We start from the raw sequence: 26,017 nt of genomic DNA on the forward strand, positions 1-26,017 counted from the left end.
TGCAGGGAGCCTTAGAAACGGTAGCGGATCGAGCCCGTCACGGTCCGGCCATAGAGCGCGGTGTTGTTGAACACGGCACTGGTCGACGACAGGATCGGGTTCAGGCTGCCACCGCCGCGGAAGCCGAGCTTGTCGAACAGGTTGTTGACGTTCAGGCCCAGTTCGATGCGATCGACCGGCCGCACGGTCACGAACCCGTTGACGAAGGTCGAACCCTTGATCGTGTAGAGGTTGAAGTCGTCCGACGGCGTCGAGGTCTGTCCGTTCACGCTGACGCCGAACGCGGCCACGCCTGCGTCATAGGACGGTGAGATGACGTACAGGAACTCGGGCAGCCCGCCCGGACGATTGCCGACCAGGGCCGGGGTGACGCTGCTGACGATCTTCGAATTCGAATAGGTCGCATCGGCGGCAAGGTGGAAGTTGCCGTAGTTCACCCGGCTAGAAAATTCGACGCCGAACGAACGATAGCCGTTCGAGATGTTGGGGTCGTTATTCGGGGCGGGGTTGTTGATGCGGGTGAAGTCGTAGTTGTTCTCGGTCAGCGTCGAGCGGAAGCCGGTGATTTCGACGGTGTACGACGCCTCGCCGGCGAAGCTGCCGCGCTGCTTCAGACCGATTTCCTGCTGGTTGAGGAAGTTGACCGAGGTCGACTGCCCCTGCGCATTGAGCGACCCGTCGGCGTTGAAGTTACCCGACAGGACGCGCCGGTCGGCGTTGAAGCGGCCGCCGCGGCTGACGCGGGCGAACGCGCTGGTGTTGCCGCTGAACGCATAGAGCGCACCGACCGACCAGCTGACATAGCTGTCGCTATAGTCGATATTCTCGGCCGTCGAGCTGAGTGCCAGCGACGGGATCAGCGCCGATCCGAGCGCGTCGCCGACGCGGGTGGTCGGGCCGGTCACGCCGCCGCGCGCCGTGCCCTTGCCGCTGACATTGTCGTAGCGCACCGAGGCATCGAGGTTCAGCCCGCCGGTTTCGTACCCGACCTGCAGGAACGGCGCGACATCGGTGTAGCTCAGGTCGACGCGCCGCGCACAGCAGCTGCCCCAATTGTCGTTGAACCCCGCCTGGCCCGCCGCCGTCAGCTGCGTCCCCGTCGTCGAGAACAGGTCGAGCGGCGCGGCATTCTCACCGTTCAGTTCGGCGAAGTTGCGGTTGACGTGCCAGTCCTGTTCGATGTTCTGCTTCATCACGAACACGCCGGTCGAGAACGTCGCCTTGCCACCGCCGACGTCGAACTTGCCGTTCAACGCCAGGTTGTTGGCGAAGTTGTTCATGTTCTTCATCAACGTGTTGATGTTCGGGTTATTGTTCACATAGGCGCCGGTATAGAGCTGCCCCTGGTTCGGACCCGTCGCATAGCGGATCGCGCCGACGACCTGGCCGTTGACGCACGATCCGACGACTCCATTCGCACCCGGCGAACCTGCCGCGCACGACACGCCCGCGACCGTGTTCACCCGGTTGGCGACGTTGATGAACTGGGTCGTGAAGTTGCCGCTGATCCACTGATAGCGCAGCACGTTGTCGAGCGTCAGATTGTCGGTCAGGTCGTAATGGAACTGGGCGCCCAGACCGGTGACGCGCGGGTGGATGCCCTGCACCTCGGCGCTCTTCAGCCCGCCGCCGTCATAGTCGAGATACTGGAAGCGGCGGTTGTAGATCGAATAGGACGAACCGTCGCGACCATCGAAGGTCGGCAGCGGCGAGAAGCCGGTGACCTTGTTCCCATCCAGCGTCGCGATCGACGGGGTGGTGGTGTTGGTCGGCGCCTGTTCGTCCAGCCGCTTGAAATACAGGCGGACGAAGCCGCGACCATCGGGCAGGTCCTTGGTGATGTTCGCCTTGATCTGATAGCCGCGCAGGATGTTGAAGCGTTCGTTGGTCAGGCCGCCACCGTTGCGGGCATAGCCGCCGACATGGAAGCGCAGCGTATCGTCGATCGGCGCGCCATAGTCGAAATCGACGCGATGTTCGCGAAAGCCGATGCCGTTCGAATAGGCGACCTGGCCGCCGGCCTTGTCACCGGTCTTGCTCAGATAGTTGATGACCGCGCCCGGCGCCTGGCTGGAGAAGGTCGAAGCCGAACCGCCGCGCACCGCTTCGACGCGCTGGACGTTCTGGTCGAAACGCAGCCAGTAATCGTTGTTGCCGAAATTGATGTCGCCGAACAACACGGTCGGCAGGCCGTCTTCCTGCAACGCGACATATTCCGAACCACCGGTCGACACCGGGATGCCGCGCACGCCGATATTGGCGTTACCGCCTGGACCGGCGGTGTCCGACGGCTGCAGGCCAGGAATGTTGCGCAGCACTTCCGCTTCGGAGCGGGGGGTGAAATTCTGGATCGCTTCGTTGCTGATCTGGCTGACCGAGATCGAACTGCGGAAGCGCGAGCGTTCGCCGCTGCTGGCAGTGACGACGATCTCGTCAGCGGCCTCGGCCGAGTCGGGCGTCGCACCGGGGGCGTCGGCGGTCGGCTGTGCAACGGGTGCTGCTGCCTGCGCCAGCGCGGGGGACGCGACCAACAGCGCGATCGGTGACGCGCACGCGAGCAGAACCGGCAACTTCATGGCAAACCCTCCTGAATCGCTCCGCTTCGGGAGCCTGTAGTTTGCACAATACTGGTTCCGCAATCGTTTGCAATGCGGAATGCAAAGGTTTGCATAAAATTTTTGGCGTCAGTTTTGGGTAGCGCCAATCCGATCAAGAAAGGCCGCGTGGCCGGGCATCGAATCCGCCATGCTGCCGATCGCACCGGCAAGCCGTTCGACGAAATTGCGGCTCGTCGTCGCGCCATTTTGGGCGTCCAGCAGCGGGTCGAGCGCGACCGGCTCGTTCAGCTGGCCGATATGCACCGCGAGCCAGCTGGGTGGGCCGAACAGGTCCATGTCGCGCGCGACAAGGCGACCACCCCGCCGGAAATGGGCGATCTTGAGCGCCAGCGTCTCCGGCACGTCCATCGCCGCGCAATCGCGCCATAACGGCGCATCGTCGCGGCGGGTCAGCTTGTAATGGAGGATCAGGAAGTCGCGGATGCGTTCGACCTCGGTAATCGCCACGCGGTTATATTCGTCGATCAGCATCGGATCGAAATCGCGCGTCGGGAAATAAGCGAGCAGCTTGGCGATGCCGGTCTGAATCAGGTGGATGCTGGTCGATTCGAGCGGCTCCATGAACCCGCTTGCCAAGCCGATCGCGACGACGTTGCGGTTCCAGAAGCGCCGCCGCCGCCCGGTGGTAAAGCGCAGGAAGCGCGGGTCGCCCAAGGCCTCTCCGTCAAGATTGGCCAGCAAGGTCGCGGCGGCTTCATCATCGGTTAGATGGCGGCTGCAATAGACATAGCCGTTACCGGTGCGATGCTGCAGAGGGATGCGCCATTGCCACCCGGCGGCACGCGCGGTCGAACGGGTGTAGGGTGTCAGCCCGTCGCCACCGGTGGCGCACGGAACGGCCACCGCCCGGTCGCACGGCAGCCAGTGGGTCCAGTCATCATAACCCGTGGCCAGCGCCTCTTCGATCAACAACCCGCGAAAGCCCGAACAGTCGACGAACAGGTCGGCGGCGATCTGTCGTCCATCGGACAGCGTGACGCTGGCAACGCGGCCGCTCTCACCATCCAGGCTGACCTCGCCGACCTTGCCCTCGACCCGGACGACGCCGCGCGCCTCGGCATAACGGCGCAGGAACGCGGCATAGAGGCCGGCATCGAAATGATAGGCATAGTCGAAGGTCGAGGCCACGCTGCGCGGATCGGCCATCGGCTGCGCGAACCGGCCCCGCTTCGCCGCGCCCCATGCCATCGACAGGTCGTCGAGCGGGATCTGCGACCCGGCGGCCCGCGCCGCCAGCCAGTGCTGATGCACCGCGACCATATCGAACGGTTTGCCGAAGGTGCCGAACGGATGGAAATAGCGGTGCCCGCGCCGTGCCCAGTCGACGAATTCGATGCCGAGCTTGAAGCTGCCCTTCGTCTCGCGCAGGAACTGTGCCTCGTCGATGCCCAGCGTTTCGTTGAACAGCTTGATCGGCGGGATTGTCGCTTCCCCTACGCCGACCGTACCGATGTCGTCCGATTCGACCAGAGTTATGGCACAGCGTTTCCCCAGCGCGTGCGACAACGCCGCCGCCGTCATCCATCCCGCCGTCCCGCCGCCGACGATTAGGATCGAACGAATTGCAGACTGCGCCCCATCCGCGCCACCCATCATACCGCATCCTCAAAAGACCGGCCGTAACCGCCGCGTGGGCTCGAGGGTAGGGACAAGCCCGTATCTCCGCAAACGATTGATTTGCGCTATCGGTGGCACAGTGACGCGAGCGCCGGGGACGCACAGACGGCGGTGCCTTTTGAATCCGTACAGCTTGACGAACCAGAATCCGCTTGCCCCGCTACATTTATCAGATATTTTACTGCAAACGATTGCGTTCAAGGTAATCGGCAGGAGAGATTGTGATGAAGCTGCGCCGTGCATTTCTTACCGGCCTGATCGGCATGTCCGCGTCGTCACCAGCGCTGGCAAAGGTTACTGCGCCGCAGGACGCGCGTGTCTTTCGCCTTGATGGCGGTCAGGTGACCTATGCGCTGGGTGTCGATGACAAGGGGTATCTTCAGCCGCTTTACTGGGGGCCTTCGCTCGCCGCCGCCGATCCGCTGGTCGCGACCGATCCGGTGAAGACGGGTAATCCGGTCCTGGTCAAGGCGCCCGGCGAGCTGTCCGGTTTCGATCCTGCCGGGTCGGTCACGCCGCAGGAATATACCGGCCAGGGGGAGGGGCTGGTCAGCGATCCTGGTATCAAGACCATCTTTGCCGACGGCAATCGCGACCTTGTGCTGAAATACAAATCGCACCGCGTACAGGGCGAAACGCTGCTGGTCGACCTGGCCGATATCCGCCGGCCGCTTACGGTCACGCTGCGCTACACGATCGATCCGGAGACAGGGGTGCTGGCGCGTTCGGCCACGGTGCGCAACGGCGATCGCCGGGCGGTGCGGATCGATCAGATCGCATCGGCGGTATTCACCCTGCCGGTCGGGGACGATTATCAGCTGCATTACCTGACCGGTCGCCATGCGGCCGAATGGACCAAGAAGGACGTCGCGATCACGCCGGCGCTGACATTGCTGGAAAGCCGGCGCGGCTCGACAGGCCATGGCAACAACCCCTATTTCGCGATCGGCCGCCAAGGCATGACGAGCGAGGATGCCGGGCCGGTGTGGTACGGTGCGCTGGCATGGTCGGGATCGTTCCGCATCAGCGTGGGGCAGGACAATCTGGGTCGCGTGCGGATCATGGGCGGGTACAATCCCTATGACTTTTCGTGGTCGCTGAAGCCGGGCGAAACGCTGGAGACGCCGGTCTTCTACGCGGGCTATTCGGATGGCGGCATGGGTGGCGCGTCCCGCACCTTCCACCGCTTCCAGAACGCGCATATCCTGCCCGGCGGCGAGAGCGCCAAGCCGCGCCCGGTCGTCTATAACAGCTGGGAGGCGACCGCCTTCGACGTGACCGAGGCGGGGCAGGAGGCGCTGGCGGAAAAGGCGGCGAAGGTCGGCGTTGAACGCTTCGTGGTCGATGACGGCTGGTTCGGCGCGCGCAACAGCGACAAGGCGGGGCTGGGCGACTGGACCGTCAACCGGACGAAATTCCCGAACGGGCTGAAGCCGCTGATCGACAAGGTGCATTCGCTCGGCATGGATTTCGGCCTGTGGGTCGAACCGGAAATGGTGAACGTCGACAGCGATCTGTATCGCGCCCATCCCGACTGGGTACTGCATTATCCGGATCGCCCCCGGACCGAGGGCCGCAACCAGCTGGTGCTGAACCTCGCGCGGACCGACGTGCGCGACCATCTGCTGGGCGTCCTCGACAAGCTGGTTGCCGAGAACGACATCGCGTTCCTCAAATGGGATTACAACCGCAACTGGACCGAAGCCGGCTGGCCAGCGGTGCCGGTAGCGGACCAGCAGCGCGTCTATGTCGACTATGTCCGCAACCTGTATCACATCCTGTCCGAACTGCGCCGTCGTCATCCCAAGCTGGAGATCGAAGGCTGTTCGGGCGGCGGCGGTCGGGTCGACCTGGGCATCCTCGGCTTTTCGGACGAGGTCTGGCCGTCCGACAACACCGACCCGGCCGATCGGCTGATGATCCAGGACGGCTTTACCCAGGCCTATCCGGTCTCGGTGATGATGGCATGGGTGACCGACAGCCCCAACTGGGCCAACACCCGCGCGACCTCGCTCGACTATCGCTTCCTGTCGTCGATGCAGGGTGGCCTTGGCATCGGTGCCAATCTCGACAAATGGCAGGCGGAGGATTTCGCCACCGCCGCCAAATGGGTCGCGGCCTACAAGACCATTCGCCAGACCGTGCAGCGCGGGCAGCTGTATCGTATCGACCCGCCGACCAGAGACAATGCGTCGTCGGCGACGATGTATGTCGCGCAGGACCGGCGGCAGGGCGTGATGTTCCAGATGCTGCATTCGTCGATGTGGCGCGACAACCCGGCGGCCGAACATCCGCAGGGGCTGGACCCCGCGCTCACCTATGCCGTCCGGGTCCTGGGGGGCGGCAAGCTGCCCGAGGGCGTTCCGGCCCGTGCGAGCGGCGCCTATTGGATGGAGCGCGGCTTGCGAGCGCCGCTCAAGGGGGATTTCGTCGGAACGGCGTTCGTGTTCGACGCCGTGAAGTGAGCGAACGCTTCAATGGGCGGACGCGTCCGCCCATTGATCCGGTGGCGGGGCGGGTGCAAACAACGCGCAATCGTTGATGGATAGGACCCTCGATGCGTCATCTTGCCCCCGCCGCCCTGCTATTGCTGCTGTCGTCGACCGTATTGGCGCAAGGGCCGATGCCCGCGGCCACGACCGGGGCACCGCTGCCCGCGGCCAATCCCTTCGCGCAGGCCAGCACCCTGCCGTTCCAGGCGCCGCCGTTCGACCGGATCAAGAGCACCGATTACAAGCCTGCGCTGCTGGCCGGGATGGCGGCGCAGCGGGCGGAGATCAACGCGATCACCCGCGCGCGCAGTGCGCCAACGTTCGAGAATACGATCGCCGCGATGGAGCGGTCCGGGCGCCTGCTCGAACGGGCGAGCATGGCGTTTTACGGCGTGGTCGGGGCGAATACTGACGATACGCTGCAAAAGACGCAGGCCGATCTGGCACCTGCCTTTGCGGCGCATCAGGATGCGATCAACCTCGATCCCGCGCTCTTCGCGCGGGTGAAGACGCTGTACGACCAGCGCCAGTCGCTGGGCCTCGATGCCGAGCAGTTGCAGGTGCTGACCCTGACCTATAAAGGGATGGTGCGGGCCGGGGCGCAGCTGTCCCCCGCCGACAAGGCGACGCTGAGCCGTTACAACAGCCAGCTGTCGACGCTGGAAACCGCGTTCCAGCAAAAGCTGCTCGCCGCCGCGAAGGCGGGCACGCTGGTCGTTGACGACAAGGCGAAGCTCGCCGGGCTGTCGGACGGCGAGATCGCCGCTGCCGAAGCGGCCGCCAAGGATCGCGGGCTGGCCGGCAAATATGTGCTGACGCTGCAAAACACGACCCAGCAACCCGAACTGGCGACCCTGAAGGATCGCGCCACCCGCGAAGCGCTGTTCAACGCCAGCTGGACGCGCGCGGTGAAGGGCGACGCCAACGACACGCGCGCGACGATCGCCGACATCGCGCTGCTGCGCGCGCAGAAGGCGAAGCTGCTCGGTTTTGCGACCTGGGCCGATTACGTCCTGCAGGACCAGATGGCGAAGACGCCGAAGACGGCGCTGGGCTTCATGCAACAGCTGGGCACCCCGGTCGCCGCCGAACAGCGGCGCGAGGCCGCGGAATTGCAGGCGCAGATCAAGGCGACCGGTGGCAATTTCCAGCTGAAGCCGTGGGACTGGGACTTCTATTCGGAACAGGTCCGCAAGGCGAAGTACGATCTGAACCAAGACGAGCTGAAACCCTATTTCGAAGTCAACAAGGTGCTGACCGACGGCGTGTTCTATGCCGCCAACCAGCTCTACGGCGTGACGTTCAAGCGTCGCACCGATATTCCGGTCTATCATCCCGACGTCATGGTCTATGAGGTCAACGAAGCGGACGGCACGCCCATCGGTCTGATGTATTTCGACTTCTGGAAACGCGACAACAAGAATGGCGGCGCGTGGATGTCGAACTTCGTCAACCAGTCGAAGCTGCTCGGCACGAAGCCGGTGATCTACAACGTATCCAACTTCACCAAGCCGGCGGCCGGGCAGCCCGGCCTCATCAGCTTCGACGACGTGACCACGATGTTCCACGAATTCGGCCACGCGCTGCACGGCCTGTTCGCGAACCAGACCTATCCTAGCGTGTCGGGCACCAACGTTGCGCGCGATTTCGTCGAATTCCCGTCGCAGTTCAACGAACACTGGGCGCTCGATCCCAAGGTGTTGCCGCATTACGCGGTGAACTATCGCACCGGTCAGGTGATCCCGCAGACGCTGGTCGACAAGATCAAGCGGGCCGGGACGTTCAATTCGGGCTATTCGTTCGGCGAGGCGCTGGCCGCGGCCGAGATGGACATGAGCTGGCATTCGCTGACCGCGGCGCAGGGCAAGCAGAACCCCGACGCGTTCGAAACGCAGGCGCTCGCCGCCACCGGCCTCGATGTCGCCGACGTACCGCCGCGCTATCGCTCGACCTATTTCCTGCACATCTGGGGCAATGGCTATTCGGCGGGCTATTACGCCTATAGCTGGACCAAGATGTTGAGTTCCAATGCGTTCAACTGGTTCGAACAGCATGGTGGGATGACGCGCGCCAACGGCCAGCGCTTCCGCGACATGGTGTTGTCGAAGGGGCATACCGAGGATTACGCGCCGATGTTCCGCAACTTCAACGGTAGCGACCCGCAGGTCGCGCCGTTGCTGAAGGATCTGGGCCTCAACGCCGATGGATCGCGGATCAACGGCGACGGCGCGGTGCAGGGCAAGACCGGAGGCTGATGGCGCGTGCCCGATCGTGATCGATGCGCGATCGGGCATTTTCCTGCTGCGAGGATACCGCCTCCTTCCCGGAACGGATTATGTCGCGAGCATGACCGGGCAAGCTCCGGCCTTCGAGGTAATCAACGCTGTATCGGGGAAGTGGCGGAGAGGGAGGGATTCGAACCCTCGGTACCCGTAAAGGCACGCCGCATTTCGAGTGCGGTACAATCGACCACTCTGCCACCTCTCCGCAGAGGTTTCTCGCTCTATACCGCAGGTCAGCGCGGCACGTTGGTCAGCGAGGGCGGTCGGTTAGCGCAAGGATTCGGGATGTGCAAGCGCATCCTTGCTGCAAACGCACATCGACCCTAGATTATTTTGCATGAAGGCCATTTCCGCCCCGTTGCTCGACCTCGGCACGCCGTTGCCGCCGATCGCCCATGCCCGTTTTTCGATCGGGGAGGTCGTGCGCCACCGGCTGTTCGATTTTCGCGGGGTCGTGTTCGACATCGACCCGGTCTTTGCGAACAGCGAGGAATGGTATGAATCGATTCCCGTCGATGCCCGTCCGCGCAAGGACCAGCCCTTCTATCACCTGCTCGCCGAAAATGCCGAGGCGAGCTATGTCGCCTATGTCAGCCAGCAGAACCTGATCGTCGACGACAGCGAGGAACCGATCGACCATCCCGCGATCCGGGGGCTGTTCGACGACTATGCCGATGGCCGCTATCAATTGCGCCGCGAGCATCGCCATTAACGAACGCGCCGGTCAGTAGATGTCCCGGCGATAGCGTCCGTTGCCCAGCATGTCCTCCAGCAGCGGTTCGCCCAGGATCGTTGCCAGCACGGCATGGACCCCCGGTGCCATGCCCTGCACGCTGCCACAGACATAGATCGCCGCGCCGTCAGCGACCATCGCCCTGATACGACCGGCATCGGCGGCGACGGCATCCTGCACATAGCGGACTCCGCCCGGCTGACGCGACCATGCGATGCGCTGGTCGGCCAGAACACTGGCGTTCTGCAGCGCCTGCCGCTCCCCGGCCAGAAAATCGTCCTGTGCCGGATGACGCTCACCCCAATAGAGTAGTGCGGGGCCACCCTGACGGCTGGCGCGGTGGCGCAGATGGGCGAGCAGGCCGGCCAGTCCGGTGCCATTGCCGATCAGGATCAGCGGCACCGTGTCGCCGGCGGGCGGATGGAACGCCGGGTTCGACCGGACCCGCGCCTGTATGATCCCGCCGACGGCTGCACCATGGCATAGCCAGCCCGACCCCAGGCCGTCGAAGCCATCGGCCGCCGTGCAGCGCCGGACGATCAGTTCGACCCGGCCCGACGCGGCGATCGACGCGATCGAATATTCGCGGTGGCCGATCGGTTTGAGCGTCGCGACATCGGCGGCACTGGTCGGCAGGATGCTGTTCATCAGCCTGGCCCGGTTCTCCGGCATGTCCGGCGTGCCCGAAGCGGCCAGATACGCCTCGACGCGGCGCGGGTCCTGCTGCGGCAGGATTTCGAGGATGTCGCCCGGCATCCAGTCGGCGCTCCCGGCGGCAGGTTCCAGCACGACCTGCCACGCTTCGCCCCCCGCACTTCCTGGGTTCAGCAGGCGGCGATCGACCAGACGCCATGCGTCCATCGCGGCGGGTGCCCAATCGGGCTGATCGGTCCGTCCGCCCAGGCCGGCCAGCTGGTGCTGCCATTGGCGCTGCGCATCGGCGTCGTTGCCGTCCGCCTCCAACGCGTCGAACAGGCGGGTGGCGCCATGGTCGTGCAGCCAGCGGTCGACGCGGTGGCCGAAGGCGCAGAAGTCGGCATATTCGCGGTCGCCCAGCGCCATCACCGCATAGTCGAGGTGCGACAGGTCGGGCGCCTCGCGCTCCATCGTCCGGGCAAAGCCGCGTGCATTGTCGGGCGGCTCGCCTTCGCCATAGGTGCTGGCGACGACGAACAGCCGGCTGGCGCGCGCCAGCGCGGCACGGTCGAGCGCGGCGATCGGCAGCGCGGCGGCATGGGGCAGGGCGTCGGCGGTCAGCCCGGCGATGCGCTCGGCCGATCCGGTCTGGCTGGCATAGGCCACCAGCGTCGTGGCGGTTTCGATCGGGGTAACCGCCACGTCGGCGACGGCTGCGGCCAACGCAGCCTTGCGCCGCCGCCGCGCGAAATACAGCAGGAAGCCGGTAATGGTGAACAGCGGCATGGTCAGGCTGGCCAGCAGCATCGCGACCCGCCCGACGATCCCGAAATAGGCGCCGCGATGAATTTCGAGCACGCTGGTCACGATGTCCTGACCCAGCGGCCGGGTGGCATAGGGTTGATCGTCGATGACCGCGCCGGTCGTGCCGTCGATGGTCAGTTCGTCGCTGACCCGATCGTGCCGCCCTTCGGGCAGCTTCGCGCGGAACTGCACCTCGCCATAGTCGCGCGCACTCATCGTGATGCGATCATAGCGCCGCCCGCCGGTCGCGTGGGCGAAGCCGTCCCAGGCACGCGTCAGGTCGACCGGAACGTCCTTCGGCCCCCGGTGCCGCTCGGCCGGAGCCTCGGCGACCAGCAATGCGCGGACGCCCTGTCGATACCAGTCGTACGACCACCACAGGCCGGTAAAGCCGCTGGTCAGGTAGAAGACCAGCACCCAGCCGCCGATGACGGCGTGCAGCATCCGATAGAGGTTGCGCCCGGTCTTGCGGAAATCCAGCACGAACCAGTTGCGCCAGTCGAGCGGACGCCGGGGCCAGCGTAGATACAGGCCGGACAGCGCGAAGTAGAGGAGCGCAATGGCGGAGAAACCGGTGATCTGTCGCCCGATCCCGTTGCCCTCGCCCGGTAGCGCGAGCCAGCGGTGCAGGTGTTCGACCACGTCCAGTGTCGCAGCGCCACGCGGTTCGCCCAACAGGGCGCCGGTGTACGGGTCGATGTGTTCGACCACGCGGTCCTTGGACATGCCCCGCTGGTACGAAACGGTCGTCAATTCATCGGGCGTGTTCGCCAGCGTGATCCGGCCGATCTTCGCATCCGGTCGCTGGCGCAGCACCTGCGCGATGAGCTGCGGTCCCGACAGGCGCGGCGTGGTCGCCGCTGCGGCGGGCGTATCGTGGTTGAGCGCCGCCAGTATCTCCGGCTCGAAGCTGAGCGTGGCACCGGTCACGCCCATCACCGCCAGCACCAATCCGGCGGTGATGCCCAGGAACCAGTGGATCTGAAACAGAATGTTCCGGGTCATGCCGCGCACTCGATGAGTCTTGATATTGATAATAGATCGCGTTAGCGGCGCTCGCAACTAGGGTCAATATTACGCAAGGGAAATGACTATGGGTGGGGATATGCGCCGACCGTTACTGGCGAGTGTGGCGGCCATGGCGCTGCTGGCGATGCCCGCCGCGGCGCAAACCGCCGATCCCCATCGCACGACACCGGATGCGCCGGCGGACGAGGAGATCGTCATCACCGCGGCGCGCACCATCCTGCCGCCCAACGCGCTGCCGCTGACCATCGACGTGATCGACAAGCAGGCGATCGACCAGCAGATCGCGATATCGGGCAGCATCACCGATGCCGTCGCGACGCTGACCCCCAGCTTTTCCCCGACGCGCGGCAAATTGTCGGGGGCGGGAGAGACGTTACGCGGGCGCTCGCCGCTCTATGCGATCAACGGCATCCCGCAGACGACTCCCTTACGGGACGGCAGCCGCGACGGCTTCACCATCGACGGCTTCTTCATCGATCGGGTCGAACTGATCTATGGATCGAATGCATTGCAGGGCGTCGGCGGCACCGGCGGGATCGTCAACCAGGTGACGGTCGGCGCGCCGCGACAGGAGGGGGTAAGCGGCCGGGCGCTGGTGCAGGGAACGGCATCGAACGGGTTCGAAGGCGATGGCCTGGGCGGAAAGGTCGCCGGGCTGGTCCAGTCCAAGTCGGGGCGTTTCGACGCGACGATCGGTGCCAGCTACGAACGGCGCGGCGCATTCTACGATGCGCAGGACCGGCGGATCGGCATCAACCTGACGCAGGGCGAGACGCAGGATTCGCGGGCGACCGATTTGTTCGCGCGGCTGGGGATGGAGGTCGGCGCGACCGGGCGGCTCGACCTGATCGCCAACCGCTTTGAGCTGAAGGGCGACGGCGATTACCTTGCGATCGCCGGCAACCGCCGGACGGGACTGCCGACCAGTGCGGTGCGCGGCACTCCGCCGGGACGGCCCGCCGCCAACCGGGCGGAGGCGCTGTCGCTGTCCTACACCGATACCGACGTGGCGGGCGGCAACCTTGTCACGCAGCTGTTCTTCAACCGCACCCACGACACGTTCGGCGGCGAGGTCGCGGTTCAGGCGACGTTTCAGGACCCGGCGATCGCGCCGGTCGGAACGCTGTTCGACCAGTCGGAGAACCGCTCGCGCAAGCTGGGCGCGAAGGCGAGCTACGAACGCGCCGTGCCGGGGTTCGAGGCGCTGGTGGCGACGATCGGGTTCGACGCGCTGTTCGACAAGACCGAGCAGCGGCTGATCGCGACCAACCGCATCTGGGTGCCACCTGCCGACTTCCGCAGCCTTGCACCGTTCGTACAGGGTAACCTGAAGCTCGCCGATGGGCTGGTCCGCGTGGCGGGCGGCGCGCGGTGGGAGAATGTGCAGGTCCGCATCGACGATTTCCGCACGCTGGCATCCACAACCTATGACGGACGCAATGCCCGGACCTATGGCGGTGTCGCGGTGACCGGGGGCAAGCCAAAGTTCAGCGACGTGCTGTACAATGGCGGGCTGATCGTCGAACCGCTGGGCGGGGTGCGTGCCTATGCCAGCTATGCCCAGGGCTTCACCATGGCCGATGTCGGACGCATCACCCGCGCCATTTCGACGCCGGGCGTGCGGCTGGACAATTTTCTCGATATCCAGCCGGTCGTGTCGAACAACCGCGAGGTGGGCGTCGAGGTGAAGCGCGGGCCGCTGGATGCCGGCGCAACCTATTTCTGGTCGTCGAGCGATCGTGGGCAGTTGCTGGTCGCGCAGGGCAACGGCATCTTCGAGGTGCAGCGCCAGCGGGTGGAGATCGAGGGGCTGGAGGTGAACCTTGCGGTGCAGACGCCGCTGCCGGGGCTGCGCGTGTCGACCGGCTATGCCCATATCCTCGGCCGCTATGACAGCGACCGCAGTCCGGCGGACGGCGTGGTCGATACCGATCTTGACGGGACCAATATCTCGCCCGACCGGCTGAATCTGGCGGCCGATCTGGCGACGGGGCCGGTGACGGCAAGGGTGCAGACGCAATTCTATCTGTCGCGCAATTTCCGGGGGAAGGCGAACCCCAGCCCGGACAATGATTTCGGAGGCTATGACGTCACCGATGCGTCGATCCGGTATCAGACGAGGTTCGGCGGGCTGTCGCTCAGCGCGCAGAACATCTTCGACCGTTTCTATATCGACTATAACAGCGACACCCGCCTGCCGAACGACAATTTCGCATTCTTCGCCGGACGGGGACGCACGTTCACGCTGGGGTGGGATATGCGGTTCTGAGTTGGGCTGGACAGCGGGGCAGGGCGGCGGCTAGGCGCGGCCCATGCCTGTCATTGCCACCATCATGAATTCGACCACCGGCCAGCCGATCCAGAAGATGACCTTCGGACGGATGCCGAAGCCCTGGGCCTCGTTCAACCTCGAAAACGGCGAACTGGTCACCGCCGACCGGGTGGATGTGGGCACGCCCGCGCCGGGCAAGGTCGTGGTGCCGGTATCGGTGTGGGTCACGCCCAAGAAATAACCCCCTCCCGGCGTCGTGCCGGAAGGGGGCTTTTCCATTAACCGCAGACGCGGCGGCCGTTACGGATAACGTAGCGGCAGGGGCCACGATAATCGACGCCCATCGCGGCGGCTTCACGCGACCAGCCAGGGACGACCCGCTCGCCGCGATAGCCGTAGCGGTCGCCGCGTCGCGCGTCCCAGCGACGACGCTCGTCCCAGCGACGGCGGTCGTTCCACGCACGGCGATTGTCCCAGCCGCGCCGGTCGTTCCAGCCACGACGGTTGTCCCAGTGGCGACGGTCGTCCCAGCGGCGGTCGTCGTGATGCGCGCGCGGGCCGTGGTCGCGGTGCGCGTGGCGGCCAGGCTGTGCATCGGCGACGGCGGGAACGGCGGTGAGGCCGGCGATGGTCAGGCCGATGCCGGCGAAAATGTTCAAGAACTGCTTCATGATCGCTTCCTCTCTGCCCTTGTCCTGCCGGGATTCGCCTGAACCCCTGCTGGACAGGATTGACAGTAGTCCGAAAGACTTTGCGCAGGTCGTTGGTTCCCGATTCGCTCCGACGATCAATAAGCGGGCTGCCACATCTGCGCGGCGATGGTGTCGCGGTCTATTGCCACGTCGGGGGCGGCAACGCCATCGGCCACCGCCTGCGCCGCGACCACGACCGCGATGTCGAGCGCGACGTCGCGCAGTCGTTCGATCGGCGGCAACAGCGTCGCATCGCCCCCCATCGCGCCCAGCGCGCGGGCGGCGGCCATGAACATCGCGTCGGTGATCGTCCGCGCCTGTGCCGCCAGTGCGCCAAGCCCTACGCCGGGGAAGATATAGACGTTGTTGACCTGGGTAACCTGCGCGATACCGAACGGGCTGCCGGTGCCGATCACCGCGCGTCCGGCGCTCCAGCGGGCAAGGTCGGTCGGATGCGCCTCGGCGCGAGATACCGGGTTGGACAGCGGAAAGATCACCGGGCTCTCGACCGACTGGGCCATGGTGCGCACCACGGCTTCGCTGAATGCGCCGTGCTGGCCGGAGGCGCCGATCAGCACGGTCGGATGGATGTTGGCGACCGCATCGAACAGGTCGATCGCGCCGTGCGCGGTGCGCGTCCAATGCTCCACCTCTGCCGGATCGCGGGCATAGGCGCGCTGCCCGGTCGACAGATCGTCCATGTCCGACAGGATCAGCCCGTCGCGATCCACCGCCCAGATACGCGCGCGCGCCTGTTCGACGGTCAGGCCATCGGCCTGCAGCGCCTGTACCAGCATGTCGGCGATGCCGCAGCCCGCGGCACCGGCGCCGAACAGCAGGATGCGCTGATCTGCCAGGGGCGCGCCGGTCCGCCCGATCGCCGATAACAGCGTGCCGACCGCCGTAGCGGCGGTACCCTGAATATCGTCGTTGAAGCTGAGCAACCGGTCGCGATACCGCTCCAGCAGCCTATAGGCATTGTGGCCGGCGAAATCCTCCCATTGCAGCAGCACGCCGGGGAAGCGGTCGGCGACCGCGCTCACGAAATCCTCGACGAACGCGTCATATTCGGCGCCCCGGATACGCGGGTGGCGCCAGCCGACATAGAGCGGGTCTTCGCGGCGGGCGGCATTGTCGGTGCCGACATCGAGCAGGATCGGCAGCACCTCCGACGGATGGATGCCGGCGCAGGCGGTATAGAGCGCCAGCTTGCCGATCGGAATGCCCATGCCGCCTGCGCCCTGGTCGCCGAGGCCCAGGATACGTTCGCCGTCGCTGACGACGATCACCTTCACCCGGTCGAGCGCCGGATCGGCAAGGATCTCCGCGATCCGCTGGCGATTGGGCCACGACAGGAACAGCCCGCGCGGCCGCCGCCAGATGTCGCTGAACCGCTCGCACCCCTCGCCCACGGTCGGGGTATAGACCAGGGGCAGCATCGCCGGCAGGTCGCGCTGGACCATCGCGTGGAACAGGATTTCGTTCGAATCCTGCAACTCGCGCAGGAAGCTGTAGCGGTGGAAATCGTCGGGCATCCCGGCCAGCGCGCGCTGCCGCCGCTCGATCTGGCTGTCGAGCGTGCCGACATGCGGCGGGAGCAGGCCGTGCAGCCCCCATTGGTCACGTTCCGCTTCGGTAAAGGCCGTGCCCTTGTTGGTCAGCGGATCGGCGAGCAGCGCGCGGGCGGCGGCGTGAGCGGCGGGGGACATGGACGGAACCTTCGGAACTGGAGACGAAAACGTCCCGGCGGGAGCCGCTGGGACGCAAGGTTGCTCTGGGAACTCAGAAACGGAAGCTGATCCAACCGGCGAGGAAGTCGGAGCTTTTGTAGTTCGCATCGGTCAGCGCAGGGCTGGCGATCAGATGTTCGTAGCGCGCGGTCAGGCTGACGCGCGGGCTGACCGCGTAGATCGCCTGCAACCGGATCGTGTCGGCGATCTTGCGCGCATTGCCCAGCTGCGTGCCGGCAAATGCCTGCCCATTGGCGCGATATACCGCGTCGTTCACGCTGTCGCGCCATGACAGCTGATATTCGGTGGCGATGCGCAGCTTGGGCGTCGGCTGGAACTGCACGCTGGGGGCGAAGGCGATCAGGTTCGTCGGCGTGGAATATAGCTGGTAGCTGTAATAGATGTTGTTCCCGAACGGCGCGAGCGAGTTCCGGAGCGTGCCGTTGCCATAGGCCCCGCCGCCGCTGGCATAGTCGAAGTGGAACCCGACGCGCGGTGCGGTCTTCGACGTGCCCACCTTGTACGTCTGCTGAAGCAGGACCAGCCAGGCGGAGATTGGCCGGTTGTCGAACTCGCCGCCCTGATAGTTGACGGTCCAGTCGATGTTGACGGGGCCGCTGTCGCCATAAAGGTGCAGGCCGTAGAATTTGCGCACTTCCTCGGTCGTCCGCGCGCCCCAGGTCGCGCTGCTGTTGCGCAGCCGCCAGAAGAACGGGTCGAAATAGAAGTTCGATCCGCCCAGCAGCGTCTTCGGCAGGACGAACCCGGCGGTGCCGCCCGAAAAGCGACGATTGTCATCGACGATGTCGTCGCCGGTGCCGCCCACGCCCAGCCGCGTGGTCTTGAAATCGAATACGTCGCCGCGAACCTTGTCGCCCTTCGCCCAGGCGCGCACGCCGTTATAGACGAAGAAGATGGTGTTGTTGTCTCGCGGCACGACCATCAGGTTCGGGCCGTCGGCAAAGGTCTGTCGCCCATAGCGCACGCCGACATCGACGCCGCCGAGTGTGCCGGTCACGTCGACGAAGCTCTGCTGCACCACCAGGTCGTTGTGCAGCTGCCCGGCCTTTACGCCCAGATTGCGGCCCGACATGCCGGCATGGGCCAGTTCGCCATACAGCCGGACATGATCGCCCAGATGCAGGTCGGCACCGCCGACGATCCGGTTGATATCCTGCCGCTGCGCTTCGCGGTCGCGCAGGTTGGGATTGGTGGTCAGGTTGACGCGGTAGCGGAACTCGCCCGACAGGGTGAGGTACACGTCGTTCCCCGCGATCGGGATGTATTTCAGCCGGTCCAGCACGTCGTCGCGCTTCTTGGGATCGCGATACCTGGTCCAGTCCTCGGCCCAGCGCGACTGGTTATAGCCGCCGGCGGTGACGCCATCGCCGACACCGGCCGTCGGATATTCCTGCGCTACGGGGCGGGCATTGCCGCGATCGGCGACCTGGGTCGCTGCAGCTGCGGGTTCCGCAGCCTGTGCGGCAAGGGGGGCGATCGCCGATGCGATCAGCGGGGTGGCGGTGCAGAGCCGCAACAGGGTCTTCATATCGGCATACCTTTGTCCGCCCGGCGCGGGCGATGGTCGGCAGGGTGCCGGTCGGGCAGTGCGCCCCGACCGGCCCTTTCAGGAATTACTCGGCGGCAACCGCGCCTTCGGGCATTTCGTCGACGCGCACGCTGCGACCGGCCAGGGCCTCGTCGAACTGGTGCTTGTCGAGCTTGCCTTCCCATTTTGCGACGACGACGGTTGCTACCGCGTTACCGATGAAGTTCGTGAGGCTGCGGCATTCGGACATGAACCGGTCCACGCCGAGGATCAGCGCCATGCCCGCGACGGGCACGCTGGGCACGATCGACAGCGTGGCGGCCAGCGTGATGAAGCCCGCGCCGGTCACGCCCGCCGCCCCCTTCGACGACAGCATCGCGACCCCGAGCAGCAGGATCTGCTGGCTGATCGTCAGCTCCACGTTGCACGCCTGGGCGATGAACAGCGCGGCCATCGTCATGTAGATGTTGGTGCCGTCGAGATTGAACGAATAGCCGGTGGGCACGACCAGGCCGACGATCGACTTCGGGATGCCGGCGCGCTCCATCTTTTCGATCAGCGAGGGCAGGGCGCTTTCCGACGAAGAGGTGCCCAGCACCAGCAGGAGTTCGGCCTTCAGGTACGAAATCAGCTTGAAGATCGAGAAGCCGCAGAAATGGGCGACCGCACCCAGCACGATCACCACGAACAGGAAGGCGGTGAGATAGAAGGTGCCGACCAGGGCGGCGAGGCTGGCGAGCGTACCGATGCCGTATTTGCCGATGGTGAACGCCATCGCGCCGAACGCACCGATGGGTGCGGCCTTCATGACGATCGCGACGACCTTGAAGAAGGCGATCGAAATGTCGTTCAGCGCGTCGAGGACGCGTTCGCCCTTGTCGCCGATCATGGCGAGGCCGATGCCGAACAGGATCGCGACGAACAGCGTCTGCAGGATGTTGCCCTCGGTCAGTGCCGAGAGGAACGTGTCGGGAATGATCCCGGTCAGGAAGCCGGTGATCGTCGAATCATGCGCCTTGGCGGCGTATTCGGTGACCTTCGACGTATCGAGCGTCGCGGGATCGATATTGAGTCCTGCGCCCGGCTGGACAACGTTGCCGACGATCATGCCGATGATGAGCGCCAGCGTGGAGAAGGTCAGGAAATAGGCGAATGCCTTGCCCGCGACGCGGCCGACGCTGGCCAGGTCGCGCATCCCGGCGATGCCGGTGACGATGGTCAGGAAGATGACCGGGGCGATGATCATCTTCACCAGCTTGATGAAGGCATCGCCGATCGGCTTCAGCGCTTCGCCGGTCGATGGGTAGAAGTGGCCGAGCAGGACGCCGGCGATGATCGCGACCAGCACCTGGGCATAGAGATGCCGATACCATGGCTTGGCGGCGGGTGGCACGGGCGGGTGCGCGGTGTCGGTGGCAAGTATCATGCGGCGACCTTTCATCCTCTGTAGGCGCCCAGCCCGGCTCTTCACGGCGGTCGGCGCGACACCAATGGTTTACTCCGCTGCACCTTGGGTTGTCTTGATTGCATCGCTCTACCCTAAGTATCGATAGGATAACGATAAAAGTCTGAAACAGTGCAGGCTTTTGCCCAAATTTCTGCCAATCCCGGCGACAAAAGTGCAGATTGTTGCACATGGTGGACCGACCACTTACAAGGTGCCGATGGGACGCGGAGTTCGGACATGGTGGATCGGGTGGGTGCTGGGCGGCCTGCTGCTCAGCATTGCCATCGGCGCCCTGGTCGGTCGCGTGGTCGAACGCCGGGCGCAGGCCGAATCCTTCGCCGAGATCGATAGCGACGCCCGGCTGCGGCAGGTGCTGTTGGCTAGCGAGATCGCGCGTTTCCGCCTGCTTCCACTGGCACTGGCCGACGACCGCGACGTCGTGGCCGCGGTACAGGGCGGCGATGCGGCGCGGCGGGCGCTGAACCGCAAGCTGGCGGCGCTGGCCACATCGACGTCAGCTAGCGTCATCTATGTCGTCGGGCGCGAAGGCGTGGCGATCGCGGCGAGCAACTGGGCCGGTCCCGGCAGCTTCGTCGGCCGGGACTATGCCTTTCGACGCTATTACCGCGACGCCGTGCGGACCGGGGCGGGGACCCAGTTCGCGCTGGGTACGGTCAGCCACCGTCCCGGCCTGTATCTCAGCCGCCGGACGCCCGATGGCGGCGTCGTGGTCGTGAAGCTGGAATTCGACCGGATCGAGAGCGAATGGCGGGCGGCGGGGGGCATTACCTTCGTCACCGATCCGGCCGGCGTGGTCCTTATCTCGAGCGAGCCGCGCTGGCGCTTCGCCGCTACCCGGCGGATCGAACCGGCGGTTGCCGCCGCCGTGCGCGCCGACAGCGGGGCGGCGGCGCTGAGCCAACCGCCCTTTGCGATCCTGGGGGATGCGCTGCGCCTCAACGGGCAGCGGCGAACGCTGCAACACGCGGTCACCGCGCCGGGTGACGAGGGGTGGCAGGTGCATCTGGCGATGCCATTGCCGCCAACGATCGGTAGTGCGGTGCGCACCAGCGCACTGGCGGCGGCGGCGGTGACGCTGGCGTTGATCGGCGGGCTTTGGGGATTGCGGGAACGGTCGCGGCGCCGGGCCATGCGGACCGTCGAACTGGAAGCGGCGGTCGCCGCCCGGACCCGCGAACTGCGCAGCGAGATCGAGGAGCGCATCGCCGCGGAAGCGCGTGCCGCCGAACTGCGCGACGGATTGCGGCAGGCCAATCGGCTGGCCACGCTGGGCCAGATCACCGCCAGCGTGGCACATGAAACCGCACAACCGGTGGCCGCGATCCGCAATTATGTCGCTGCCGCGCGCCAGCTGCTGACCCGCGGCGATACCCAGGCGGTGGACGATAATCTGGGTGCCATCGCCCGCCTGACCGATCGGATCGGGCTGGTGACTGCCGAATTGCGCGGGTTCGCGCGGAAGGGGAGCGGTACGATCGGCCCCGTCCGGCTGGCCGAGGTGATCGACGGCGCGCGGCTGATCCTGAAGGAGCAACTCTCCAACGTCGCGCTCGTCGTGCCGCCGATTTCCAATGACCTGATCGTCGTCGCCGGGCGGGTCCGGCTGGAACAGGTGCTGGTCAATCTGCTGCAGAATGCGATCGAGGCACTGGTCGCGACACCCGATCCGCGGATCGCGATCGAAGTGGGAATCGAATTACAGACCCTGTCGCTGATCGTCGCCGATAACGGCCCCGGCATCGATCCCGACGTCGCCGAACGGATGTTCACCCCGTTCGTGACCAGTCGGGCGACCGGGCTGGGGCTTGGCCTGGTCATCGCGCAGGACATCATGACCGATCTGGGCGGTACGCTGCGGCTGTTGCCGTCGGAGCAGGGGGCACGGTTCGAGCTGACGCTGCGGCGGGTGCCATGAGCGGGCCTGCGACCGACCGCGCCGGCCGGGTCGCGCTGGTCGAGGATGACGAGGATCTGCGCGTGTCGACCGCGCAACTGCTGACGCTGGCCGGGTTCGATGTCGTCACCTTTCCGGCGGCCCCTCCCGCCTTGCTGGCGATCGATGCCGATTTTGACGGGATCGTCGTCACCGACGTCCGGATGCCGCACATGTCCGGGATCGAGCTGTTCCGGACCCTGCGCGATCGCGATCCCACGCTGCCGGTCGTGCTGGTGACGGGCCATGCCGATGTCGAGATGGCGGTCGACGCGATCAAGCGCGGGGCGTGGGATTTCCTGTCGAAGCCGTTCGATCCCGACGCGCTGATCGCCGCCGCCACCCGCGCGATGGCCGCGCGGCAGCTGGCGCTCGACAACCGGCGCCTGCGTGCCGAAGCCGCGAATGTCGAGGACATGGCGCTGGTCGGACGGACCCCGGCGATCACCCGGTTGCGCGAGATGATCCCGGTGCTGGCCGATGCCGACATCGACCTGCTGATCGAGGGGGAAACCGGAACCGGCAAGGAACTGCTCGCCCGCGCGATCCACCGCGCCGGGCGTCGGGCGCGGCACCGGTTCCTGACCATCGCCTGCGCCGCGCTGCCGGGGCAGGCGATCGAGGATGAATTGTTCGCGACCGTCGGCGATCGGGGGATCGTCGGGGCACAGCGCGGAACGCTGTTCCTCGACGACATCGATCAGGCGTCGCGCGGATTGCAGGGGCGGTTGACGCAGTTGATCGAGGATCGCGCGATCCGCGGCCCGCGCGATGCGGTGCCGGTCGACATCCGCGTGATCGCCACGGCGGCGGAAGAGGCGCAGCGCGGCGCGGAGGCGATCGCGCCGGCGCTCCTTTATCGCCTTGCCGCCGTGCGGCTCCGTATCCCGCCGCTGCGCGAACGGCGCGACGACGTGCCGCTGCTGTTCGCGCATCTGGTCGACCTGTCGGCGAAGCGGTTGCGCCGCGATGTTCCGCCCCTGACGCACGCCGCGCGAAACCTGCTGGCGCGGCACGACTGGCCGGGCAATGTCCGCGAACTGGCGCATTTCGCCGACCGGTTCGTGCTGGGTCTGGAAGGTAACGACACCGGCGATGGCGGCGGCGACGTCACCCGTCCGCTACCCGAACGGATTGCGGCGTTCGAACGCGAGGCGATCCTGTCGGCAATCGCCGCCACGGGGGGAGAGATCGGCACGGCGATCGAACGCCTCGGCATCCCGCGCAAGACCTTCTATTACAAGGTGCAGCGCCTCGGCATCGACCTGAAGACCCTGCGCGGCCAGTGACCCCTGATCAGTCCAGCCCGTCGTCGGAAACATAGGCAAGGCCGGCGCGTGCTTCCAGCGCGGCCCGGTCGCGCATTACGATCCGCCCACGCGAACACCGCACCATATGCTCCCCTTCGAGGATGTGCAGGCAGTCGGTGACGGTCGCCCGGCGCAGGTTCAGCGTGGTGGCGATCGACGCATGGGTGACCGCCATCGTGTCGCCATCGATCCGGTCGTCGATCATCAGCAACAGTCGGGCGATCCGCCGTTCGGGAACGTCGCGCAGCGCCGATGCCAGCGTCCGCGCCATCTGCATCGAGAAACGCTGGGCAAAGTTCAGGATCGCCTTGAGCAGCGCATTATCCTCGTCCGCCGCTTCGACGACGGCGGTGGCGGGGATGATGATCGCGCTGCCCGGCTGGATATGGGCGCGGGCGGTGAACGGGGTCGGATGATCGCTGAACAGCCGGGACCAGCCGACGACACCGTCACGGCCGATCATCCCGACATCCTGTGACGTACCGCCGGTCGACAGCGACAGCATCGCCGGCGCACCTTCGGGAAAGACCAGGCGATCGATTGCCTCGCCGCTTCTGGTAAGGATTTCGCCGGGTTCCAGCGTGACGCGGGTCGCGACCTGGGCCAGCTTGCGGCGCGTGTCGGGGCGCACGGCCCCCAACAACCTGTTATCCGTGGTGGGCAGGACAGTAGATGTTTCGCTCACGCGATCGATATTCGCTGCAAAAGCCATTTGGCGTCTTGTGCCTGCAAGATTTGGTGCAATCCAGCCATCGGGCGCATCCTGTACGGAACCGTACGTCCGTGCGTTTCACTGCATCATTCGCCGTGCCCGGCTCGTTGGGTCGTAACAACGATCCAGGGAGACGGTGTCATGGACGAGCAGATGTTGGTGACGCACGCATTCGATGCGCGTGCGAAGCGGCGGGAAGAACGTCGCGATTTCTTCAAGATGCTGGGCGGTGCCGCTGCCGTGGGCGGCGCTGCTTTCGTCATGGCACAATCGAACGAGGCGCAGGCGCAGAGCGGGCCGACCGATGCCGATATCCTCAACTTCGCGCTGAACCTCGAATATCTCGAAGCGCAATTCTATTATTTCGCGGCGTTCGGCAGCGGCCTTCCCAATTCGATCCTGACCGGGACGGGTACGCAGGGTGCGGTGACCGGCGGTCGTCAGGTCGCCTTTTCCGATACGCTGGTCGCGCAATATGCGCGCGAGATCGCGGCGGACGAGCGCGCCCATGTCGAATTCCTGCGCACGGCGTTGGGCAGTTCGGCGGTCGCACAGCCCGCGATCGACATCAGCGCGTCGGCAACCGGCGCCTTTTCGTCGGCCGCGCGCGCAGCGGGACTGATCGGGGCAGGGGCCACGTTCGACCCTTATGCCAGCGACGAGAATTTCCTGCTCGGCGCGTTCATCTTCGAAGATGTCGGTGTCACCGCCTATAAGGGCGCGGCGCCGCTGCTCACCAGCAAGACCTTCCTCGAAGCAGCCGCCGGTATCCTCGCGGTCGAGGCGTATCATGCCGCGATCGTGCGGACGACGCTGTATGCAAAGGGGATCGCGACCCCGTCGGCGCAGCTGATTCAGGCGACCGACGCGATTTCGAATGCGCGCGACAGCCTCGACGGCACAAGCGACCTCGACCAGGGTCTTTCGCCGTTGTCGAGCAATCCGAACGCCAGCAACATCGCGCCGCTCGACACCAACGGCATCGCCTATAGCCGTTCGGCCGGACAGACGCTCAACATCGTCTATCTCAACAACGCCCAGGTGAACGGCGGCGGTTTCTTCCCCAACGGGGTGAACGGCAACATCCGCGCCAGCGCCGCCAACTGAACCTGAGGAGAGACAAGATGCATAACGATCCGATCCTGCAGGTCCTCGAAGCCTGCGACCAGCGGCGCAACGCCCGCCGCGAATTCATGCGCTATGCCGGTGGTGCGGCCATCGCTACGGCGGGCGCCACCGTCTTGTCGGCGTGCAGTGACAGCGGCGGCGGTTCGTTGATCCCCGGACCGACGCCGACGCCCACGCCGACCGCGACCACCGCGCTGAGCGATGCCGATGTGCTGAACTTCGCGCTGAACCTCGAATATCTCGAAGCGCAATTCTACTCGTTCGCCGCGACCGGTTCGGGCCTGCCCAACAGCAGCCTCAGCGGCACGGGCACCCAGGGGTCCGTCTCCGGCGGGCGGCAGGTCACATTCAGCGATCCGCTGGTCGCGCGCTACGCCCGTGAGATCGCGGCGGACGAGATCGCCCATGTCAACTTCCTGCGCAGCGCGCTCGGGTCTTCGGCGGTGGCTCAACCGGCGATCGACATCGGCGTGACCTCGACCAGTGCCTTTTCGAACGCGGCACGGGCCGCGGGGCTGATCGGTACCGGTGCGGCGTTCGACGTCTATGCCAGCGACGAGAATTTCCTGCTCGGCGCGTTCATCTTCGAGGATGTCGGCGTCACCGCCTATAAGGGCGCGGTCGGTTTTATCAGCAACAAGACCTTCCTCGAAGCGGCGGCCGGCATCCACGCGGCAGAGGCGTATCACGCCGGACTGGTGCGGACGGTGCTGTATCGCAAGGGCGTGGCGACGCCTGCACTGATCGATGCGACCGAAGCGATCTCGACGGCGCGGGACAGCCTCGACGGCAGCAGCGACCTCGATCAGGGTATCCGCGCGACCGGCAGCGGCAACGCCACCGCGTCGAACATCGTACCGACCGACGGCAGCGGTATCGCGTTCAGCCGGACGCCGGGACAGGTCCTCAACATCGTCTATCTCGACCGGACGGCCAAGACGGCGGGCGGGTTCTTCCCCAACGGCGTCAACGGGACGATCCGCTCCAGCGCGTCGAACTGATGGACAGGGCG

At 65.8% G+C, this 26,017-nt stretch carries 17 protein-coding genes and 1 tRNA gene; 9 read left to right on the forward strand and 9 right to left on the reverse strand.

Features of this window, described 5'->3' with window-relative positions; translation table 11 throughout:
* Window positions 1–11 precede the first annotated feature (11 nt).
* Window positions 12–2,576, reverse strand: a complete 2,565-nt coding sequence (locus QZ755_RS03015; RefSeq protein WP_294319606.1) for a TonB-dependent receptor — start codon at window positions 2,574–2,576, stop codon at window positions 12–14.
* Between the two features lie 108 nt (window positions 2,577–2,684).
* Window positions 2,685–4,214, reverse strand: a complete 1,530-nt coding sequence (locus QZ755_RS03020; RefSeq protein WP_294319607.1) for a tryptophan halogenase family protein — start codon at window positions 4,212–4,214, stop codon at window positions 2,685–2,687.
* Window positions 4,215–4,459: 245 nt separating this feature from the next.
* Between QZ755_RS03020 and QZ755_RS03025 the strand changes: the two genes are divergently transcribed.
* Both QZ755_RS03025 and QZ755_RS03030 read left to right on the forward strand, forming a co-directional pair.
* On the forward strand, window positions 4,460–6,700 hold the full coding sequence (locus QZ755_RS03025) for an alpha-galactosidase (RefSeq protein ID WP_294319609.1): 2,241 nt from the start codon (window positions 4,460–4,462) through the stop codon (window positions 6,698–6,700).
* A gap of 92 nt (window positions 6,701–6,792) precedes the next feature.
* Window positions 6,793–8,982 carry a M3 family metallopeptidase gene (locus tag QZ755_RS03030; protein WP_294319611.1) on the forward strand — a complete coding sequence of 730 codons (2,190 nt, stop codon included), beginning with the start codon at window positions 6,793–6,795 and terminating at the stop codon, window positions 8,980–8,982.
* A gap of 142 nt (window positions 8,983–9,124) precedes the next feature.
* On the opposite strand, the gene QZ755_RS03035 is transcribed toward QZ755_RS03030, so the two are convergent.
* Window positions 9,125–9,214 (reverse strand) — tRNA-Ser (locus QZ755_RS03035).
* A gap of 132 nt (window positions 9,215–9,346) precedes the next feature.
* Here QZ755_RS03035 and hspQ point away from each other — a divergent pair.
* Window positions 9,347–9,721, forward strand: a complete 375-nt coding sequence (gene hspQ / locus QZ755_RS03040; RefSeq protein WP_294319614.1) for a heat shock protein HspQ — start codon at window positions 9,347–9,349, stop codon at window positions 9,719–9,721.
* A gap of 12 nt (window positions 9,722–9,733) precedes the next feature.
* Here hspQ and QZ755_RS03045 read toward each other — a convergent pair whose 3' ends face one another.
* Entirely contained in the window at window positions 9,734–12,187 is a 2,454-nt protein-coding gene (locus tag QZ755_RS03045) for a sulfite reductase flavoprotein subunit alpha (protein ID WP_294319616.1), read from the reverse strand.
* Between the two features lie 100 nt (window positions 12,188–12,287).
* Between QZ755_RS03045 and QZ755_RS03050 the strand changes: the two genes are divergently transcribed.
* Window positions 12,288–14,480 carry a TonB-dependent receptor gene (locus tag QZ755_RS03050; RefSeq protein WP_294319618.1) on the forward strand — a complete coding sequence of 731 codons (2,193 nt, stop codon included), beginning with the start codon at window positions 12,288–12,290 and terminating at the stop codon, window positions 14,478–14,480.
* A 43-nt stretch (window positions 14,481–14,523) separates the two neighbouring features.
* Window positions 14,524–14,724 carry a hypothetical protein gene (locus QZ755_RS03055; RefSeq protein ID WP_294319620.1) on the forward strand — a complete coding sequence of 67 codons (201 nt, stop codon included), beginning with the start codon at window positions 14,524–14,526 and terminating at the stop codon, window positions 14,722–14,724.
* 37 nt (window positions 14,725–14,761) lie between these two features.
* Here the strand turns inward: QZ755_RS03055 and QZ755_RS03060 are convergent, their stop codons facing one another.
* The 4 genes from QZ755_RS03060 to QZ755_RS03075 form a co-directional block, all read right to left on the reverse strand.
* Window positions 14,762–15,154, reverse strand: a complete 393-nt coding sequence (locus tag QZ755_RS03060) for a hypothetical protein (RefSeq protein WP_294319622.1) — start codon at window positions 15,152–15,154, stop codon at window positions 14,762–14,764.
* A 116-nt stretch (window positions 15,155–15,270) separates the two neighbouring features.
* Window positions 15,271–16,884, reverse strand: a complete 1,614-nt coding sequence (locus tag QZ755_RS03065) for an NAD-dependent malic enzyme (RefSeq protein WP_294319624.1) — start codon at window positions 16,882–16,884, stop codon at window positions 15,271–15,273.
* Window positions 16,885–16,957: 73 nt separating this feature from the next.
* The gene (locus tag QZ755_RS03070) at window positions 16,958–18,454 is read right to left on the reverse strand and encodes an alginate export family protein (protein WP_294319626.1); all 1,497 of its coding nucleotides are present in this window, start codon (window positions 18,452–18,454) and stop codon (window positions 16,958–16,960) included.
* 85 nt (window positions 18,455–18,539) lie between these two features.
* On the reverse strand, window positions 18,540–19,880 hold the full coding sequence (locus QZ755_RS03075; protein ID WP_294319627.1) for a dicarboxylate/amino acid:cation symporter: 1,341 nt from the start codon (window positions 19,878–19,880) through the stop codon (window positions 18,540–18,542).
* A gap of 238 nt (window positions 19,881–20,118) precedes the next feature.
* Between QZ755_RS03075 and QZ755_RS03080 the strand changes: the two genes are divergently transcribed.
* Together QZ755_RS03080 and QZ755_RS03085 are read left to right on the forward strand one after the other, a co-directional pair.
* Window positions 20,119–21,837 (forward strand): ATP-binding protein, encoded by a 1,719-nt coding sequence (locus QZ755_RS03080; protein WP_294319629.1) that lies wholly within the window; start codon window positions 20,119–20,121, stop codon window positions 21,835–21,837.
* Complete coding sequence (locus QZ755_RS03085) at window positions 21,834–23,144, forward strand: sigma-54 dependent transcriptional regulator (RefSeq protein WP_294319631.1); 1,311 nt, start codon at window positions 21,834–21,836, stop codon at window positions 23,142–23,144. The genes QZ755_RS03080 and QZ755_RS03085 overlap by 4 nt, the downstream gene beginning before the upstream one ends.
* Window positions 23,145–23,151: 7 nt before the next feature.
* Here the strand turns inward: QZ755_RS03085 and QZ755_RS03090 are convergent, their stop codons facing one another.
* Complete coding sequence (locus QZ755_RS03090; RefSeq protein ID WP_294319633.1) at window positions 23,152–23,808, reverse strand: Crp/Fnr family transcriptional regulator; 657 nt, start codon at window positions 23,806–23,808, stop codon at window positions 23,152–23,154.
* Window positions 23,809–24,018: 210 nt separating this feature from the next.
* Here QZ755_RS03090 and QZ755_RS03095 point away from each other — a divergent pair, with 210 nt between their 5' ends.
* The gene (locus QZ755_RS03095; protein WP_294319635.1) at window positions 24,019–24,984 is read left to right on the forward strand and encodes a ferritin-like domain-containing protein; all 966 of its coding nucleotides are present in this window, start codon (window positions 24,019–24,021) and stop codon (window positions 24,982–24,984) included.
* A gap of 17 nt (window positions 24,985–25,001) precedes the next feature.
* Window positions 25,002–26,006, forward strand: a complete 1,005-nt coding sequence (locus QZ755_RS03100; protein WP_294319636.1) for a ferritin-like domain-containing protein — start codon at window positions 25,002–25,004, stop codon at window positions 26,004–26,006.
* Window positions 26,007–26,017 lie beyond the last annotated feature (11 nt).

The organism is uncultured Sphingomonas sp. (assembly GCF_913776855.1).
Classification (GTDB): domain Bacteria; phylum Pseudomonadota; class Alphaproteobacteria; order Sphingomonadales; family Sphingomonadaceae; genus Sphingomonas.

Excerpts from the sequence above, each read along its gene's own strand:
- QZ755_RS03065 (WP_294319624.1), bottom strand. The coding sequence starts at position 16,884 with ATGTCCCCCGCCGCTCACGCCGCCGCCCGCGCGCTGCTCGCCGATCCG.
- QZ755_RS03025 (WP_294319609.1), top strand. The coding sequence starts at position 4,460 with ATGAAGCTGCGCCGTGCATTTCTTACCGGCCTGATCGGCATGTCCGCG.
- QZ755_RS03070 (WP_294319626.1), bottom strand. The coding sequence starts at position 18,454 with ATGAAGACCCTGTTGCGGCTCTGCACCGCCACCCCGCTGATCGCATCG.
- hspQ (WP_294319614.1), top strand. The coding sequence starts at position 9,347 with ATGAAGGCCATTTCCGCCCCGTTGCTCGACCTCGGCACGCCGTTGCCG.
- QZ755_RS03080 (WP_294319629.1), top strand. The coding sequence starts at position 20,119 with ATGGGACGCGGAGTTCGGACATGGTGGATCGGGTGGGTGCTGGGCGGC.
- QZ755_RS03030 (WP_294319611.1), top strand. The coding sequence starts at position 6,793 with ATGCGTCATCTTGCCCCCGCCGCCCTGCTATTGCTGCTGTCGTCGACC.
- QZ755_RS03055 (WP_294319620.1), top strand. The coding sequence starts at position 14,524 with ATGCCTGTCATTGCCACCATCATGAATTCGACCACCGGCCAGCCGATC.
- QZ755_RS03100 (WP_294319636.1), top strand. The coding sequence starts at position 25,002 with ATGCATAACGATCCGATCCTGCAGGTCCTCGAAGCCTGCGACCAGCGG.
- QZ755_RS03015 (WP_294319606.1), bottom strand. The coding sequence starts at position 2,576 with ATGAAGTTGCCGGTTCTGCTCGCGTGCGCGTCACCGATCGCGCTGTTG.
- QZ755_RS03060 (WP_294319622.1), bottom strand. The coding sequence starts at position 15,154 with ATGAAGCAGTTCTTGAACATTTTCGCCGGCATCGGCCTGACCATCGCC.
- QZ755_RS03050 (WP_294319618.1), top strand. The coding sequence starts at position 12,288 with ATGCGCCGACCGTTACTGGCGAGTGTGGCGGCCATGGCGCTGCTGGCG.
- QZ755_RS03045 (WP_294319616.1), bottom strand. The coding sequence starts at position 12,187 with ATGACCCGGAACATTCTGTTTCAGATCCACTGGTTCCTGGGCATCACC.
- QZ755_RS03020 (WP_294319607.1), bottom strand. The coding sequence starts at position 4,214 with ATGATGGGTGGCGCGGATGGGGCGCAGTCTGCAATTCGTTCGATCCTA.
- QZ755_RS03095 (WP_294319635.1), top strand. The coding sequence starts at position 24,019 with ATGGACGAGCAGATGTTGGTGACGCACGCATTCGATGCGCGTGCGAAG.
- QZ755_RS03085 (WP_294319631.1), top strand. The coding sequence starts at position 21,834 with ATGAGCGGGCCTGCGACCGACCGCGCCGGCCGGGTCGCGCTGGTCGAG.
- QZ755_RS03075 (WP_294319627.1), bottom strand. The coding sequence starts at position 19,880 with ATGATACTTGCCACCGACACCGCGCACCCGCCCGTGCCACCCGCCGCC.